A 15496-nucleotide genomic window follows, 5' to 3' on the forward strand; every position below is an offset into this window, starting at 1 on the left:
TCGGGAGGACCATGCAAAGTCTGCGAGACTATTTCCTGCTGGCGATGCCGCATCTCGATGATGACAATTTTTCCGGCTCGCTCAGTTACCTCTGTGATCATGATGACAAGGGCACCCTCGGTGTCATCGTCAACAAGCCGATCAAGCTGACCATGCGCGGTCTGTTCGAGCAGCTCGAGATCGCTGCCGACAGCTGTGAACGCCTCGATGAGGTGGTCTATTACGGTGGCCCCGTCCACAAGGACCGCGGCTTCATCCTGCATCGCGGCAAGGCCAGCGAGTGGGATTCCAGCCTGCAGGTGACCGACGAGCTGGCGCTGACCACCTCGTTGGACATCCTGAAGGCGATAGCCGGCAACGAAGGCCCTGATGACTTCATGGTCTGCCTCGGCTGCGCTGGCTGGGAGCCGGACCAGCTCACCAACGAGCTGAAGGAAAACAGCTGGCTGATCGTCGAAGGCGACAGCGGCATCCTCTTCGATGCCGACAGCGAGTCCCGTCTCGAAGCGGCTGCCAGCAAGCTGGGCGTCGACATGAATCTGATGTCGCGGGAGATCGGGCATGGCTGAGCGGCAAGTCAGCCGTACGGCGCTGGCGTTCGATTTCGGCACGCGTCGCATCGGTGTCGCGGTGGGTACCGAGATGCTCGGCACCGCGACGCCTCTGGTGCCGCTGCATGTGCGGGACGGCATTCCGGACTGGAATGTCGTCAATCGCCTGATCGAGGAATGGCAGCCCGACCTGTTCGTGGTCGGCCTGCCGCTCGAGCTGGACGGCAGCGAGACACTGATGTGCAGCCGAGCCCGCAAGTTCGGCAAGCGCCTGTATGGCCGCTACGGCAAGCCGCTGGAAATGTGGGACGAGCGCGGCTCCACCAAGGCGGCCAAGGGCTTGGCGCGCGAGCGCGGCCACCGCGGCAATTATCGCGATGATGGCGTGGACGGCCTCGCCGCTCAGCTGATTCTCGAGAGCTGGTTTGCAAGCCAGCGAGGCGAGGGCGACCTTGTCGGTTACTGAATACTCCACCCGCTTCCTTTCCGGAAGCGGGTTTTTTTTGTCTGTTTGCCGCCATCCGGCAGGGAAGATAGGAAGCGATATCCATGCAAGAGTCTGAGATGCACGAAGAACATGAGGCACTGCCAGAGGTCGAGGCACTGCTCGAGGCCATGACCGAGGAGCTCGAATTGCTGTTCGAGCGCCGTGAACTCGATCGTGAACGTCTGATTCCGGTCGGCATTCATACCGGCGGTGTCTGGGTCGCCCAGGCACTGCGTGAGCGGCTGGGGCTGGAAGAGCCCCTCGCGACACTGGATATCGGTTTCTGGCGCGACGACTTCGGCCACAAGGGCCTGCCGGATGGCGGTCAGGGGTCACAGCTGCCGGATATCGAGAATCGCGATCTGCTGCTGGTGGACGATGTGCTGATGAGTGGACGTACCGTGCGCGCGGCGCTCAATGAGCTGTTCGACTATGGCCGTCCGCGCCGCGTGCTGCTGGCCTGCCTGGTAGAGCTGCCGGGGCGTGAGCTGCCGGTGCAGCCGGACGCCCTGGGAGCCAACCTGGCGCTGGCGCCCGGCAAGCGCATCAAGCTGGAAGGCCCCGACAACCTGCGCCTGACACTAGTCGATACCGGCGAGGTGACGGCATGAACCTGTTTGATCTCTCGCAGGCCAGCGCGGATGTGCGGGCTGCCTCGCCGGCACAGGTCCAGCTGGATGAGCAGGGCCGGCTGCGTCACTTTCTGGATATCGAAGGCCTGCCGCGCAGCGTGCTGACCGAGATTCTCGACACCGCCGATCACTTCCGTGGCATCGGCGATGCCGAGGTCAAGAAGGTGCCGTTGCTGCGCGGGCGCACGGTGGCCAACCTGTTCTTCGAGAACTCGACCCGCACGCGTGCCACCTTCGAGCTGGCCGCCAAGCGTCTGTCGGCGGATGTGCTCAATCTGGACATCAAGACCTCGTCGGCCGCCAAGGGCGAGTCGTTGATGGATACCCTGGTCAATCTCGAGGCCATGCAGGCGGATGCCTTTGTGGTGCGCCATGGCGACTCCGGTGCGGCGCACTTCATCGCCAGCCAGATCACGCCGCATGTGGCGATCATCAATGCCGGTGACGGTCGCCATGCGCACCCGACCCAGGCGATGCTCGACATGCTGACCATCCGCCGCCACAAGGGCGAGTTCGCCAATCTGCGCGTCGCGATCGTTGGTGACATCCTGCATTCACGCGTCGCTCGCTCGCAGATTCAGGCGCTCAATACGCTGGGCGCAGCGGAGGTGCGGGTGGTCGCGCCGCAGACACTGCTGCCCATCGGGGTCGAGACGCTGGGCTGTCAGGTCTTCACTGAGCTGGCAGCAGGGCTGAAGGGTGTTGATGTCGTCATCATGCTGCGCCTGCAGAAGGAGCGAATGGATGGCGCACTGCTGCCCTCGGAATCGGAATACTACCGCCGTTATGGCCTGACCCGCGAAAGCCTGGCACACGCGCACCCTGACGCCGTGGTGATGCATCCGGGGCCGATCAACCGGGGTGTCGAGATCGAATCCGCCGTCGCGGATGGCCCGCGTTCGCTGATACTCGATCAGGTCACCAACGGTATCGCGGTGCGCATGGCGGTGCTGTCGATGGCGGTCTCCGGACAGATGAAGGCGCGCGCCGAGCGCAGGGGTGAACGTTCACGAGGAGCTGGCGCATGAAACGCAGCCTGATCAATGCACGGGTGATCGACCCGACCAACGGCCGCGATGGCCAGTACGACCTGCACCTCGACGGCGGTCGCCTGATCGCGATCGGCGAAGCGCCGGCGGATTTCAGTGCCGAGCAGCGCGATGACCTGGCGGGCAAGCTGGTCACGCCGGCCTTCATCGATCTTGGCGCGCACCTGCGCGACCCGGGTCCGCGCTACAAGGGCAGCCTGGTCAGTGAGTCGGCTGCCGCACTGGCGGGTGGCTACGCGACCATCCTGCCGCGCCCCGACACCAGCCCGGTGCTCGACAGCGCCTCGCATATTCGCACGCTGCTGGACCGCGCGCGTGATGTGGCGGGGGTGCGTCTTGCGCCGCTGGGGGCACTGACGCAGGGGCTGGAAGGTGATCTGCTCGCCAATATGGCCGCGCTCAAATCCGCAGGCTGTGTGGCGCTGACCAACCTGCGCCAGCCGATACGCGATCTCGGCGTACTGCGCCGTTGTCTGGAGTACGCGCGGACCTTTGATATCACCGTCGTGTTCCAGGCCCAGGAGGCCGCCTTGGCCGGGCAGGGCTGCGCCCATGAGGGCGCCATTGCCTCACGTCTCGGATTGGCCGGCATTCCGGAATCAGCCGAAACGGTCGCTCTGACCCAGTGGCTGCTGTTGATCGAGCAGACCGGTGTACGGGCGCATGTGTCGCTGCTTTCCAGTGCACGGGCCGTCGAGCTGGTACGTGATGCCAAGGCCAGAGGGCTGGATATCAGCGCGGATGTGTCGATGGCTCAACTGCACTGGACCGATGAGCAGCTGGAAGGCTTCAACGCCAATTTCCATCTGGAGCCGCCACTGCGCAGCGCGGCAGACCGGGATGCGCTGCGGGCCGGTGTGGTCGATGGCACCATCGACGCCATCGTCAGTGATCATCTGCCCCATGAAGCCGCCGCCAAGAGCGCACCCTTTGCAGTATCCGAGCCCGGCATGACCAGCCTGGAAACCATGCTGCCGCTGGGGCTGGCGCTGGTGAAGGCCGAGCTGCTCAGCCTGCCTCGCCTGATCGAGACATTGACGTTCAGTGCCAGACGCTTCGGACTCAAGGGCGGCATGCTGGAAGTGGGCGAGTACTGTGATCTGGCGGTGATCGATATGGAACAGGAATGGCGTGTCTCAAGCGAGACGCTGGTCAGTGCCGGCCATAACACGCCACTGCTTGGCATGCTGTTGAATGGTCGCGTCGAAGAGGTGCTGCTGGGTGATTCCTGCTACGCCTAAGCGGTGTTTCACGTGGAACATGATGCTTGAGATATTAGGCTAAAGCGCGCCAACAGACTGATAGCAAAGTGATTTTTTGAATGACGTATTGAGAGAAATTGGCTGCTTTATTGTAAAGCAGCCAATTTCTTTACCAGCCTATGCCGCGGAGTGGCATCGCTGGGCTGCGCTCATTGCTGCCGGCAGATGTTTCACGTGGAACATTGTCCGCAGCGTCATAAGGCGGCTGTGGCAATAGCGAGCAAGTCGTCTGGCCAGGCACGCTGAAAAAGAGATTTGAACAACAAGGAGAGAAAACCATGCCAATGATTCGTGCGGAATTTCTGACGGGCAAGACACAGGAACAGAAGCGGGAGCTGGTGGAGGCGTTGACTCGCGAGACGGCTCGCGTGCTGGGTGTGCGTGAGCAGTCCGTCTGGGTAGTGCTGCAGGAAGTGGAGCCGGAAAACTGGGCCGTCGCTGGCACGCCATTGTCAGAGCGCTGAGAGAAGAAGTTTCAACTGGCCACTTGTTCTCAACTATCTGATTCAGAGGGTGTTTTACGAGGTATCAAGATGTTCCACGTGAAACATGCCCCTGGTCTTGGTCCGGCATTGCCAGTATATGGAAAACCGGCTGAGGCATGACAGAGGCATGACAGAGGGGCGTGGGACGCAAGGCACGGGACGAGCAACACGCTTGGTAATCCGGAATAAAAAACGCCGCAGCCATTTCTGGCTGCGGCGTTTTCATTTGCCTGCCCTCTGCTCCACGGCCATGAAGCAGAACGCGGACTCAGTTCTCGAAATCAGCTTCCGAGTAGAGGGTCCGGATACGCAGGGTATGGTCGACGGTCTTGAGCGCTTCGAGCGCTTTCTTGCCGTAGGCCTTGTCGACATCGATGACCACATAGCCGACCGTGTTGTTGGTCTGCAGGTACTGGCCAGAGATGTTGATGCCTTCCTCGGACAGCACCTGGTTGATGCGTGACAGCACGCCCGGGACGTTGTCGTGGATATGCAGCAGACGGTGCTTTTCCGGGTGCGCCGGCAGGGCGACTTCCGGGAAGTTGACCGAGCCGATGGTGGTACCGTTGTCGGAGTAGGTCACCAGCTTCTCGGCGACTTCGACACCGATGTTTTCCTGGGCTTCCATGGTGGAGCCACCGACGTGCGGCGTCAGGATGACATTGTCGAACTCGCGCAGCGGAGACACGAACTCTTCGCCGTTGCCTTTCGGCTCTACCGGGAAGACGTCGATGGCGGCGCCCAGCAGCTTGCCGCTGGAGAGGGCTTCGGCCAGGTCTTCGATGACGACGGTGGTGCCGCGTGCCGCATTGATGAAGACGCTGTTCTGCTTCATCAGCGCGAACTGCTGCTTGCCCATCATCCACTTGGTGGAGGGGATTTCCGGCACATGCAGCGTGACGATGTCAGCGCGCGCCAGCAGCTCTTCCAGGCTTGCCACCTGACGGGCATTGCCCATGCCGAGCTTGGTGACGGCATCGTAGTAGATGACGTCCAGGCCCAGGGATTCGCTGAGCACGGACAGCTGGGAACCGATGCTGCCGTAGCCCACGATGCCCAGCGTCTTGCCGCGGACTTCATGGCTGTTCTTGGCGGATTTCATCCACTGGCCACGATGTGCCTTGGCGCTCTTCTCCGGCACGCCGCGCATCAGCATGATGGCTTCGGCCAGTACCAGCTCGGCGACCGAGCGAGTGTTGGAGTAGGGCGCGTTGAACACGGGGATACCGCGCTTCAGTGCGGCTTCCAGGTCGACCTGGTTGGTGCCGATGCAGAAGCAGCCGATGGCGGTGAGCTTCTCGGCAGCGGAGATCACGCGCTCGTTGAGCTGAGTGCGGGAACGAATGCCGATGAAGTGCACATCGCGGATCTTCTCGATCAGTTCTTCCTCGGCCAGCGAGGTCTGAAGCAGTTCGATGTTGGTGTAACCCGCGTTGAGGAAATTATCCACGGCGGATTGGTGGACACCCTCGAGCAATAGAATCTTGATCTTGCTCTTGTCCAGGGACGTCTTGGCCATTGTCGGATCAACCCTCTCGCCGGTCATGCCGGCGTTTCTGTTCGTTTGGTCTTTTTCATGACCTGCTGGCGTGTCACACCTCAAGAAAATGCCAGAGAAACAGCGGGGCGTGCTGTCAACAGGGGAGCAAAGAATATCACAGCCGACGGGGCCTCCGGATGAAATGTCCGCGTGCCGGGCATGAAAAATTCACAGCACAGCCGTTTGATGTGACTCTTCCTCCGTGCGCAGGGGGTGGGCAGCGTCGTGAAGCCCTTCGGGTTATACTGGCGCTCCACACAGAGACACCGGGCCCGCCCGGTCGGATGAGCGAGAGCACCCATGGCCGAAAAGGAAGTGCCACAGGATTTCGCCGCCACCCTGGCCCGTCTTGAAGGGTTGGTGACGCGGCTCGAGGCTGGCGACATGTCGCTGGAAGCGTCACTGGGCGCTTTTGAAGAGGGCGTGAGCCTGGCGCGCGAGGCGCAGCAGCGGCTCGACAGTGCCGAGTTGCGCCTGCAGGCATTGGTGGAAGGCCCGGAGGGGGCGCTGACGCCCACGGCGTTTACGGCGCCCGATGCCGCAGGCAGCATGGCGGGTGAAGCGGACGAGGAGAAGGACTGGTGATGTCAGGTGGATTGAATACGCAAGTCACGCCGACTGCATCGCAGGCCAGCGAGCTGATCCGCTCGGGACAGGCGCGCAGTGAGGCCGTGCTTGAGGCGTTGTTGACTCCCGGCAGTGCGGCGGTGAGTGAGCGTCTCGAGGACGCCATGCGCTACAGCGTGCTGGGTGGCGGCAAGCGTCTGCGCCCCGTGCTGCTGTATGCGGTGGGTCGTGCCCTGGGCTGCGATGAAGAGGCCGCTGACCGCGCTGCGCTGGACGCGGCGGCAGCGGCGCTCGAATTGGTGCATGCCTATTCGCTGGTCCATGATGACCTGCCGGCCATGGACGATGACGACCTGCGGCGTGGCCGTCCCACCGTGCATCGCGCCTTCGATGAGGCGACCGCCATTCTCGCGGGCGATGCCCTGTTGACGCTCTCCTTCGAAGTGATGGCGACGACCGGCCATGTACGGACACCGGCCCTGGTGCGTACCCTGGCCGAGGCCTCCGGGCGGCGCGGGATGGTGGCCGGTCAGGCGCTGGATCTGGAGGCGGTCGGGCAGTTCCGCGAGGTAGAGGCGCTGTCACGCATGCATGCCTACAAGACCGGCGCGCTGATTCGCGCTGCGGTCCGTCTGGGCGGATTGGTGGCAGTCGACGAGCAGGATTCGCGTCTTGCTGCCCTGGAGCGCTACGCTTCGGCTATCGGCCTGGCCTTCCAGATCCAGGATGACATCCTGGACGTGACGGGCGACACCGCAACGCTTGGCAAGACGGCCGGTGCTGACGCTGCGCGCGACAAGCCGACCTATCCCTCGCTGCTTGGACTCGTAGGTGCTCAAGAGCGAGCAGGTCAGCTACTGCAAGAGGCCCTGGATGCCCTGGCACCGTTGGGAGAGGCCGCAGAGCCACTCGCGGTGCTGGCGCGCTACATGATCGAGCGAGACCACTGATTCCTGACGCCTATGAAGCTGTTTGACGAGATACCTCAGGCGCGCCCCGCGACGCCACTGCTCGATGCGGTCGAGACACCTCAAGCGCTGCGCGCCATGAGCGCGGCACAGCTGCGCCAATTGGCTGACGAACTGCGCGCCTACCTGCTGTACAGTGTCGGCTGTACCGGCGGGCACTTCGGTGCCGGGCTCGGTGTGGTCGAGCTGACCGTGGCCCTCCACCATGCGCTGGAAACGCCCCATGACCGTCTGGTGTGGGACGTGGGTCATCAGGCCTATCCGCACAAGATTCTGACCGGCCGTCGTGAAGCCATGTACAGCATGCGCCAGTACAACGGCCTGTCTGCCTTCCCCAAGCGTGCCGAGAGCGAGTTCGACACCTTCGGGGTGGGCCATTCCAGCACCTCGATCAGTGCGGCGCTGGGCATGGCGCTCGGCGCCCGCACGGCGGGTGAGTCACGGCGCGCCTGTGCGGTGATCGGCGATGGTGCCCTGACGGCTGGCATGGCGTTCGAGGCACTGGCGCATGCCGGGCACGTGAAGGCCAATATGCTGGTCGTGCTCAACGACAACGAGATGTCGATCTCCGAGAACGTCGGCGGCCTGGCAAGCTATCTGGCACGTATTCTGGCCAGCAAGCCGTATACCCAGATGCGCGCCAACGGCAAGCGACTGCTGTCGCCCTTGCCGGGTGCGCTGGAGCTTGCCAAGCGTACCGAAGAGCACATGAAGGGCTTCATCAGTCCGGCGACGCTGTTCGAGGAGATGGGCTTCAACTACATCGGCCCCATCGACGGCCATGACCTGCCGGCGCTGGTGCAGACGTTGCGCAACATGCGTGATCTGGATGGCCCGCAGTTCCTGCATGTGGTGACGCGCAAGGGCAAGGGCTTCCTGCCGGCGGAGCGTGACCCGATCGGCTATCACGCCATCACCAAGCTCGAGAAGGCCGCGCCTCAGGCAGCCGAGCAGGCGCCTGCCGTCACCGACGCGCCGGCTCCCAAGCCGCAGAAATACTGCAGTGTCTTCGGCAACTGGCTGTGTGACGCCGCCGCCGCGGATGCGCGCGTCATCGGCATCACGCCGGCCATGCGGGAAGGCTCGGATCTGGTGCGCTTCTCGAAGGAATATCCTGATCGCTACTACGATGTCGCCATCGCGGAGCAGCACGCGGTGACAGTGGCAGCGGGCATGGCCTGTGAGGGCATGAAGCCGGTGGTGGCGATCTATTCCACCTTCCTGCAGCGTGGCTATGATCAGCTGATCCACGATGTCGCAGTGCAGAAACTGGACGTGACCTTTGCCATCGACCGTGCCGGCCTGGTCGGCGAAGACGGCCCGACGCATCACGGCAGCCTGGACATGTCGTTCCTGCGCTGCGTGCCGGAGCTAGTGCTGATGGCGCCGGCCGATGAAGCCGAGTGCCGTGGCATGCTGAGCGCGGCACTGGCGCACCCCGGGCCTGCCGCGGTGCGCTATCCGCGCGGCACCGGGCCGGGGGTGGCCACCGATGCCGACCTGACGCCAATGGCGATCGGTCAGGGGGAATACCGTCGTCGTATCAGTGGCAGCCCCGAGGTGCGTGTCGCCATCGTCGCCGTGGGCAGCATGAACACGCCGGTGGCCGAGGTCGCCGAGGCGCTGGACGCGACCCACTTCAATCTGCGCTCCATCAAGCCGCTGGACCGTGAGGCATTGCTCGAGATCGCCGCGGAGCACGACCTGGTCGTGACCGTCGAAGAGAATGCCATCGCGGGTGGCGCGGGAGCCGGCGTGGCCGAGCTCTACCTGAACGCGGGACTGGCTCAGCCCATGTTGCTGCTGGGGCTGCCGGATGGCTTCGTCGAGCATGGCAAGCCGGTCGAGCTGCTGCGTGATTGCGGTCTGGATGCCGCCGGCATCCGCGCCAGTATCGAGGCTCGCCTCGGCGGCTGATCCTGGTGGCATGCAATACCGAAACGCCTGTGGATGACTCGAGAGTTCGAGTTGTCCACAGGCGTTTTTCGTTGCGTGACTGCCTGCGCCGAGACGGCGAAGGATGCATGGAAACTCCGCGACTTCCCGCCCATGCTGGATGACCATCAAGCCCTCTGCTCAAGCAGCCAGGGCCTGGCTGGCGCGAAAGCCTTCACCTGCGCCAGTCACCACCGCAACGCCACGGAGTGCGCCCGACCATGTTGACTCTCTACAGCTATCCGAATTCCCGCTCGCTGCGGGTCGCCTGGACGCTCGAGGAACTGGGGCTCGATTACCGGATTCATAGTCTGGACCTGAAGGCCGGTGAGGGGCACAGCCCTGAATATCTGGCCATCCATCCCGACGGCAAGGCGCCAGCCCTGGTGGATGGTGAGCTGGCCCTGTTCGAGTCCAGTGCCATTTGTCGCTACCTGGCGGCGCGAGAAGGGCGCCTGCTGCCACAATCGCTGGCCGGGCAGGCACAGATGGATCAATGGCTCAGCTTCCTGACCACCGAGCTTGAGCAGCCGCTGTGGACATTGGCCAAGCACACCTTCGCGCTGCCGGAGGACCAGCGCTGTGATGCCATCAAGCAGACAGCCCAATGGGAATTCCAGCGTGCTCTCAAGGCACTTCAGCGCCGCTTCGATGGTCAGGGCTGGCTGGTGGCCGATGAATTCAGTGTCGCCGATATCTTCCTCGCCCAGACCCTCAGCTGGGCGCAGATGGCCGGGCAACCTCTGCCGGCCGTGCTTGAACAATGGGGCGAAGAGGTGCGGGCGCGTCCTGCCTGCGAGCGGGCCCGCCAGCGCGAGCAACAGGCCGCCGAGGAGCGTCAGCAACACTGAGCCCTGTTGCCGGAAACGTCATCGAACGCCGCCACAGGCCAAGCTGACGGGCTGACCTGTCCTGCATATCCTGTAGTGAAGCCATGAGAGCGCTCTGAGAGCGCGCACACGCCACGAGGCGCCATCCTGATATCAGGGTGGCGCCTTTTGCGTTTCTGGGCCTTAGAGGCGCTTTCAGGACGCCTGACGAGGTTGAGGGGGCGCCCTGCTCGTTCAGCGGCGTCAACTGTCTGGGGCGCGTCCCAGACTGCTGGTGGCGGGCTGACTCAGGTCGGTTAGAGGCAGGCCAGTTCGAGACAGATCAGTTCGAGGCAGGGCGGCGCGAGGCAGGCCCTCGATCGAGGGCGGGTTTCAGGCATCCGGTGGTGAATGATGCGCTGTTTAGACTTTTGCGTATCTATTTATGATTCGATAATTGGATGTTTTCGCCATGATGTCCAAGAATTGATCATGACGAGGGCGAGGGCAGCACTCATGCGATGTGAGTGGCGACATATCCGATGAAAATCATGGGGTTGAGAGGTTTATTAGATTTTCATGACATGATATTGATCAAATCGAGAGCGATGATCGCATCTTGTCTATTTTGCGCATCATCAATTGATTCGATATATGGTTTATTGCGGATCTTTTTGATAAGATGTTGGTGAAAACCTCAATGGGAATAACAACTTATGTGGATCTGGCAGCAGCCTGACTGGCCACAGGGGCGGTTGGAGGTCATGTCCTTGATGGGGCAGTTGGCGGCGACCCAGGCGGTGATGTCGCCGCTGGTCGCTCAGGGGCAGAATCTCTATCCCCGACAACGCCTGCGTCTCGAGGCGACGCTCCTCAGCGAAGAGATGGAAGCCAGTGCCCAGCTGTCCGGCGTGGTGCTCGGGCGGGCGGCGTTGCGTGATGCGCTGTATCAGGCGCTGGGGCTGGAGTCCGGCCATCAGGAGTCACCGCGCGGACCGGCGCCTGGTGTCGACGTCTTCGTGGATGTGACGCTGGAAGTCGTGCGCACGGCATTCCAGCCGCTGACCCGCCAACAGGTGCTCGAGTGGCATCGGCGTCTGGGGCCTTTCCTGCCGCGCAGCAGTGGTCAGCCACTCGGTGCATGGCGCGAGGCGCGCTACGAAGCGGTCAGCGGTCGTTACGGTCTCAAGCGCTTGCGCTATCGCGCCCCGGCGGAGAACCCCGATGCGCTGGACCGGGAGCTGGATGTCTTCTGGCAGCGTCTGGCGACGGAAGAACCGGATGTGGATAACTCAGGGGTGTTGAATGCCCTGCAGCTGCATGCGCACTGGCAGGCGCTCGCACCGCTGGCCTTGGGCAACGGCTTGATCGGGCGCTTGCTGCTGATGCGCTGGCTGACACGAATCGATGCCCTGGCCGCGTTGCAGCAGCAGGGCGAGTTTGTCGGCAAGGTCGCCGAGCGCTGGGAGCCGGAAGCGCTGGAGCAACTCTGCTGGCGCCGCCAGGCGCTGTTCTCGGTGGTGCTCGAGCATCAGGATGAATTGCGCGAGCTGGAGCAGCGTTATCTCGGCAAGCCCCAGACCTCGGCCAGCGGGCATCAGCTGCCGCAGCAGCTGGACCGCGCGCTCAATGGTGAGGGGGAGGACGCACCGCCCGGTGACATGAATGTCTGGGCCGAGTGGTGGCTTTTGCGACTGCGCGACGCCGGCCGTCGGACGGCCTTCCATTACCAGCGCGTCCAGCGCGCCGAGCGACTGTGGCTGGAGCACGCGCGTACGCCGCTGAATGCCCGCCAGCGCGAGCTGGTACTGACATTGTTGGAGCGAGATGACGAAGAGGGCGTGGGGCGCGCCGAATACCGCGCCCTGGTCGATACCTCCGACCCTACCGCCGCCCGCGATCTCGCCGACCTGACCGCGAAGCAGGTACTGGAAAGTTACGGTGTTGGGCGTGGCACCCGGTATCGCTTGCCGGTCTTCGCCCCTCAGGGAGATAGCCCTGTGAGAGACGAGCCCTGAAGCGTCAAAAAAATCGCGAAAAAAAGCGGGAAGGGTCATGACGACCCTTCCCGCTTTTTTGAGGTGGCTTGCCCGTGTTCTCAGTGCCGTGTTCTCAGTGCCGTGTTCTCAAGCCGGTGTGCTCAAGAGCGCCGGCCAGCGTGGCGGACCCGATCACGTCATACGGAATACGGCAGCACTGCGGTATAGATGGCGAAGAAGTGGCAGGTACTGCCGCCAAGCACGAACAGGTGCCAGATGGCGTGATGATAGCGCAGCCGCGTCATCAGAAAGAAGATCACGCCCAGGGTATAGGTGATGCCGCCGGCGACCAGCAGGATGAGTCCCGTCTCGGAGAGCTTCTCGACCAGCATCGGCGAGGCGAACACGATCAACCAGCCCATCAGCAGATAGACGCTCACGCGCAGGGCGCTGAAGCGTTCAGGCCAGCGCAGCTTGAGGAAGATGCCGCCCAGCGCGAGCGACCAGATGATGGCGAACAGCGTCCAGCCGGTCGGGCCGCGAAGATTGACCAGCAGGAAGGGCGTATAGGTGCCGGCGATCAGTAGATAGATGGCGCAGTGATCCAGCAGCTGGAAGGCATATTTCAGGCGTGGATGACGGATACCGTGATAGAGCGTCGAGGCCGCATACAGCACCACCAGAGTCAGGCCGTAAAGGCTGACGCTGACGATCTTCCAGGGGTCGACTTCGGCGGCGAGGCTGGCCATCACGATCAGCACGATCATGCCGACGAGGCCCATGACGGCGCCGATGCCGTGGCTGGCGCTGTGCAGCCATTCCTCCAGCCGGGTATAGAGAGCAGGCGTCGCGGAGGTTTCGCGTGAATTCGCGTCATCGGCAGGCGATGCGCTGGAAGAGGGGGATGCCTGAGGATGTGTCGAGGCGGGCCGTGTTGACGAAGGCTGTGATGACTGAGGTTGCGATGAAGAAGGCTGTGATGATGCAGCCGTTGAGTCTTTGCGCATGGCGATGTCTCCGGCGCGGGTTCGACTCCAGCCTACTCCCTGGCGGGTGATGTCGTCATGTCACGCTCGCTGCGCCAGCCAGTCAATTTGCCTATATAAAGGAAGGGGAGCCAATCAGGCTCCCCCTTTGCGTGGCTACTCGCTGCGCTCGATATCCACGTCGCTTGCCTGGGTGAAATCGTCCAGTGCCATCATGTGGCCCAGCTTGCCCGCCTTGGTCGAGAGATAGTGCTCGTTGTGCGGATTCAGGCCGGTGGTGATCGGCTGGCGCTCACTGATGGTGACACCATCACGCGTCAGGGCATCGACCTTGCGCGGGTTGTTGGTCATCAGCTTGAGAGTGCTGACGCCGAGATGCTCCAGCATCGGCACACAGATATCGTAGCGGCGCATGTCAGCCCCGAAGCCGAGGCGCTCATTGGCTTCGACGGTATCGGCACCGCCATCCTGCAGCTCATAGGCGCGAATCTTGTTGAGCAGACCGATGCCGCGGCCTTCCTGACGCAGATAGAGCAGCACCCCGCGGCCTTCGGCGGCAATGCGCTTGAGCGCTTCCTGCAGCTGATAGCCGCAGTCACAGCGCATCGAGAAGAGGGCGTCGCCGGTCAGGCACTCGGAATGCACGCGGCCCAGCACCGGCGCGCCGTCATCGATGTCGCCCAGAGTCAGGGCGATGTGGTCCTTGCCGGTGGTCTCATCCTCGAAACCGTGCATGGTGAAGGTCGCCCAGGGCGTTGGCAGCCGCGAGGCGGCGATGAATCGAATGGTCACTGTTCACCTCGAACGCCCGGACAATCGCCGGGCTGAAAAAGCGCGGGCATGCGGTGGTCCGGCAATGTCTCGATGAGTCGCTCGAGATACCGGCGGCCAGCATGCAGTCATGTGGCGAGTTTACCAGTCTGTGGCCGATGACTCATCGCTCTGTATGGAAAAGCGTTGTTGCCGCCACCACCACAATGGTCGGATGACGCCAGCAAAGGAACTATAAAGGCGGGGCGATTTGCCAATGCATTTGTTGCATCACCACGATGGGCGGGATTTTTCTCAGGCTCTGATAGAATGCCGAGACATTCCCCGAGCTGATGTGTGATTCCGATGACCTTGAAGAATGATCGCTTCCTGCGCGCGCTGGCCCGTCAGCCGGTCGACCGTACTCCCGTCTGGATGATGCGCCAGGCTGGCCGCTATCTGCCGGAATATCGCGAAGTCCGCGGTCAGGCCGGTGGCTTCATGGACCTTTGCATGGACACCGCGCGTGCCTGTGAGGTGACGCTGCAGCCGCTGGAGCGCTTCCCGCTGGATGCCGCCATCCTGTTCTCCGACATCCTGACCATCCCGGATGCCATGGGGCTGGGCCTTTACTTCGAGACTGGCGAAGGCCCGAAATTCCGCAAGACAGTGCGGACTGCCGAGGAAATCGCGGCGCTGAGCGTGCCGAATGTCGAGCGTGATCTCGATTATGTCATGCGTGCCGTGTCCACCATCCGCCGTGAGCTGAACGGCCGCGTGCCGCTGATCGGTTTCTCCGGCAGCCCGTGGACACTGGCCACCTATATGGTCGAGGGCGGTTCCAGCAAGGACTTCCGTCATGTGAAAGGCCTGATGTATTCCAATCCGGAAGCCATGCATCAGTTGCTCGACACCCTGGCGCAGGCCGTCACCGACTACCTGAACGCCCAGATTGCCGCGGGTGCTCAGGCGGTGCAGATCTTCGATACCTGGGGCGGCACCCTGTCCACGCCAGCCTATCTCGAGTTCTCGCTGCGCTACATGGAGCAGATCGTCGCTGGCCTCAAGCCGGACAGCGAAGGCAACCGTGTACCGGTGATCCTGTTCACCAAGAATGGTGGCCAGTGGCTCGAGCACATCGCTGCCACCGGCTGTGATGCCGTCGGCCTCGACTGGACCACCGAGATGTCCAATGCGCGTGAGCGTGTCGGCCACCGGGTGGCCCTGCAGGGCAACCTGGACCCGAATGCGCTGTTCGGTACGCCGGCCGCCATTCGTGCCGAAGTCGGGCGTATCCTCGATAGCTACGGCCAGGGCCCGGGCCACATCTTCAACCTGGGGCACGGCATCAGCCAGTTCACCGACCCGGGTAACGTCAATGCCCTGATGGACGCGCTGCACGAGCTGAGCCCGGCCTACCATCAGGATGACGCCGCCAATGCGACACCGGTCGCCCGCGGCTGATGGGAGAGCCCGTCATGGCCTTCTCTGCTGCC

The 15496-nt window shown here is 63.0% G+C and carries 15 protein-coding genes; 12 read left to right on the forward strand and 3 right to left on the reverse strand.

Translation table 11 applies throughout. The features are described from left to right. Window positions 1–11: 11 nt before the first annotated feature. The 6 genes from QD356_RS14175 to QD356_RS14200 all read left to right on the forward strand — a co-directional run bounded on the left by QD356_RS14175 (window position 12) and on the right by QD356_RS14200 (window position 4445). The gene (locus QD356_RS14175; protein ID WP_043331610.1) at window positions 12–569 is read left to right on the forward strand and encodes a YqgE/AlgH family protein; all 558 of its coding nucleotides are present in this window, start codon (window positions 12–14) and stop codon (window positions 567–569) included. Next, window positions 562–1017, forward strand: a complete 456-nt coding sequence (gene ruvX / locus QD356_RS14180) for a Holliday junction resolvase RuvX (protein ID WP_054556397.1) — start codon at window positions 562–564, stop codon at window positions 1015–1017. Before QD356_RS14175 ends, ruvX begins: the two co-directional genes overlap by 8 nt. Window positions 1018–1115: 98 nt before the next feature. After that, the gene (pyrR, locus tag QD356_RS14185; protein ID WP_192839044.1) at window positions 1116–1649 is read left to right on the forward strand and encodes a bifunctional pyr operon transcriptional regulator/uracil phosphoribosyltransferase PyrR; all 534 of its coding nucleotides are present in this window, start codon (window positions 1116–1118) and stop codon (window positions 1647–1649) included. Next, the gene (locus tag QD356_RS14190) at window positions 1646–2698 is read left to right on the forward strand and encodes an aspartate carbamoyltransferase catalytic subunit (protein WP_192839045.1); all 1053 of its coding nucleotides are present in this window, start codon (window positions 1646–1648) and stop codon (window positions 2696–2698) included. Before pyrR ends, QD356_RS14190 begins: the two co-directional genes overlap by 4 nt. Further along, on the forward strand, window positions 2695–3960 hold the full coding sequence (locus QD356_RS14195; RefSeq protein WP_192839046.1) for a dihydroorotase: 1266 nt from the start codon (window positions 2695–2697) through the stop codon (window positions 3958–3960). Before QD356_RS14190 ends, QD356_RS14195 begins: the two co-directional genes overlap by 4 nt. A gap of 299 nt (window positions 3961–4259) precedes the next feature. Then, window positions 4260–4445, forward strand: coding sequence for a tautomerase family protein (locus QD356_RS14200; RefSeq protein ID WP_043331603.1), 186 nt, complete (start codon window positions 4260–4262; stop codon window positions 4443–4445). 289 nt (window positions 4446–4734) lie between these two features. Here QD356_RS14200 and serA read toward each other — a convergent pair whose 3' ends face one another. After that, the gene (gene serA, locus QD356_RS14205) at window positions 4735–5985 is read right to left on the reverse strand and encodes a phosphoglycerate dehydrogenase (protein ID WP_043331602.1); all 1251 of its coding nucleotides are present in this window, start codon (window positions 5983–5985) and stop codon (window positions 4735–4737) included. Window positions 5986–6306: 321 nt separating this feature from the next. Between serA and xseB the strand changes: the two genes are divergently transcribed. The 5 genes from xseB (at window position 6307) to QD356_RS14230 (ending at window position 12303) form a co-directional block, all read left to right on the forward strand. Next, window positions 6307–6591, forward strand: coding sequence for an exodeoxyribonuclease VII small subunit (xseB, locus tag QD356_RS14210; protein WP_043331600.1), 285 nt, complete (start codon window positions 6307–6309; stop codon window positions 6589–6591). Next, window positions 6591–7523 (forward strand): farnesyl diphosphate synthase, encoded by a 933-nt coding sequence (locus QD356_RS14215; RefSeq protein WP_192839047.1) that lies wholly within the window; start codon window positions 6591–6593, stop codon window positions 7521–7523. Before xseB ends, QD356_RS14215 begins: the two co-directional genes overlap by 1 nt. Before the next feature lie 12 nt (window positions 7524–7535). Next, on the forward strand, window positions 7536–9458 hold the full coding sequence (gene dxs / locus QD356_RS14220; protein WP_192839048.1) for a 1-deoxy-D-xylulose-5-phosphate synthase: 1923 nt from the start codon (window positions 7536–7538) through the stop codon (window positions 9456–9458). Between the two features lie 239 nt (window positions 9459–9697). Beyond that, complete coding sequence (locus QD356_RS14225; RefSeq protein ID WP_192839049.1) at window positions 9698–10327, forward strand: glutathione S-transferase family protein; 630 nt, start codon at window positions 9698–9700, stop codon at window positions 10325–10327. Between the two features lie 674 nt (window positions 10328–11001). Further along, window positions 11002–12303 (forward strand): DUF4172 domain-containing protein, encoded by a 1302-nt coding sequence (locus QD356_RS14230; protein WP_192839050.1) that lies wholly within the window; start codon window positions 11002–11004, stop codon window positions 12301–12303. A gap of 158 nt (window positions 12304–12461) precedes the next feature. On the opposite strand, the gene QD356_RS14235 is transcribed toward QD356_RS14230, so the two are convergent. Continuing rightward, entirely contained in the window at window positions 12462–13271 is an 810-nt protein-coding gene (locus QD356_RS14235; protein WP_192839051.1) for a hemolysin III family protein, read from the reverse strand. Between the two features lie 135 nt (window positions 13272–13406). Further along, the gene (gene ribA / locus QD356_RS14240; RefSeq protein WP_043331593.1) at window positions 13407–14042 is read right to left on the reverse strand and encodes a GTP cyclohydrolase II; all 636 of its coding nucleotides are present in this window, start codon (window positions 14040–14042) and stop codon (window positions 13407–13409) included. A gap of 324 nt (window positions 14043–14366) precedes the next feature. Here ribA and hemE point away from each other — a divergent pair, with 324 nt between their 5' ends. Beyond that, window positions 14367–15464 carry a uroporphyrinogen decarboxylase gene (gene hemE, locus QD356_RS14245; RefSeq protein WP_043331592.1) on the forward strand — a complete coding sequence of 366 codons (1098 nt, stop codon included), beginning with the start codon at window positions 14367–14369 and terminating at the stop codon, window positions 15462–15464. The last annotated feature ends 32 nt before the right edge of the window (window positions 15465–15496 follow it).

The organism is Cobetia sp. 2AS (assembly GCF_029846355.1).
GTDB classification, from domain to species: domain Bacteria; phylum Pseudomonadota; class Gammaproteobacteria; order Pseudomonadales; family Halomonadaceae; genus Cobetia; species Cobetia amphilecti.

Coding starts and splice junctions, on each gene's coding strand:
- QD356_RS14175 (WP_043331610.1), top strand. CDS start 12: ATGCAAAGTCTGCGAGACTATTTCCTGCTGGCGATGCCGCATCTCGAT.
- ruvX (WP_054556397.1), top strand. CDS start 562: ATGGCTGAGCGGCAAGTCAGCCGTACGGCGCTGGCGTTCGATTTCGGC.
- pyrR (WP_192839044.1), top strand. CDS start 1,116: ATGCACGAAGAACATGAGGCACTGCCAGAGGTCGAGGCACTGCTCGAG.
- QD356_RS14190 (WP_192839045.1), top strand. CDS start 1,646: ATGAACCTGTTTGATCTCTCGCAGGCCAGCGCGGATGTGCGGGCTGCC.
- QD356_RS14195 (WP_192839046.1), top strand. CDS start 2,695: ATGAAACGCAGCCTGATCAATGCACGGGTGATCGACCCGACCAACGGC.
- QD356_RS14200 (WP_043331603.1), top strand. CDS start 4,260: ATGCCAATGATTCGTGCGGAATTTCTGACGGGCAAGACACAGGAACAG.
- serA (WP_043331602.1), bottom strand. CDS start 5,985: ATGGCCAAGACGTCCCTGGACAAGAGCAAGATCAAGATTCTATTGCTC.
- xseB (WP_043331600.1), top strand. CDS start 6,307: ATGGCCGAAAAGGAAGTGCCACAGGATTTCGCCGCCACCCTGGCCCGT.
- QD356_RS14215 (WP_192839047.1), top strand. CDS start 6,591: ATGTCAGGTGGATTGAATACGCAAGTCACGCCGACTGCATCGCAGGCC.
- dxs (WP_192839048.1), top strand. CDS start 7,536: ATGAAGCTGTTTGACGAGATACCTCAGGCGCGCCCCGCGACGCCACTG.
- QD356_RS14225 (WP_192839049.1), top strand. CDS start 9,698: ATGTTGACTCTCTACAGCTATCCGAATTCCCGCTCGCTGCGGGTCGCC.
- QD356_RS14230 (WP_192839050.1), top strand. CDS start 11,002: ATGTGGATCTGGCAGCAGCCTGACTGGCCACAGGGGCGGTTGGAGGTC.
- QD356_RS14235 (WP_192839051.1), bottom strand. CDS start 13,271: ATGCGCAAAGACTCAACGGCTGCATCATCACAGCCTTCTTCATCGCAA.
- hemE (WP_043331592.1), top strand. CDS start 14,367: ATGACCTTGAAGAATGATCGCTTCCTGCGCGCGCTGGCCCGTCAGCCG.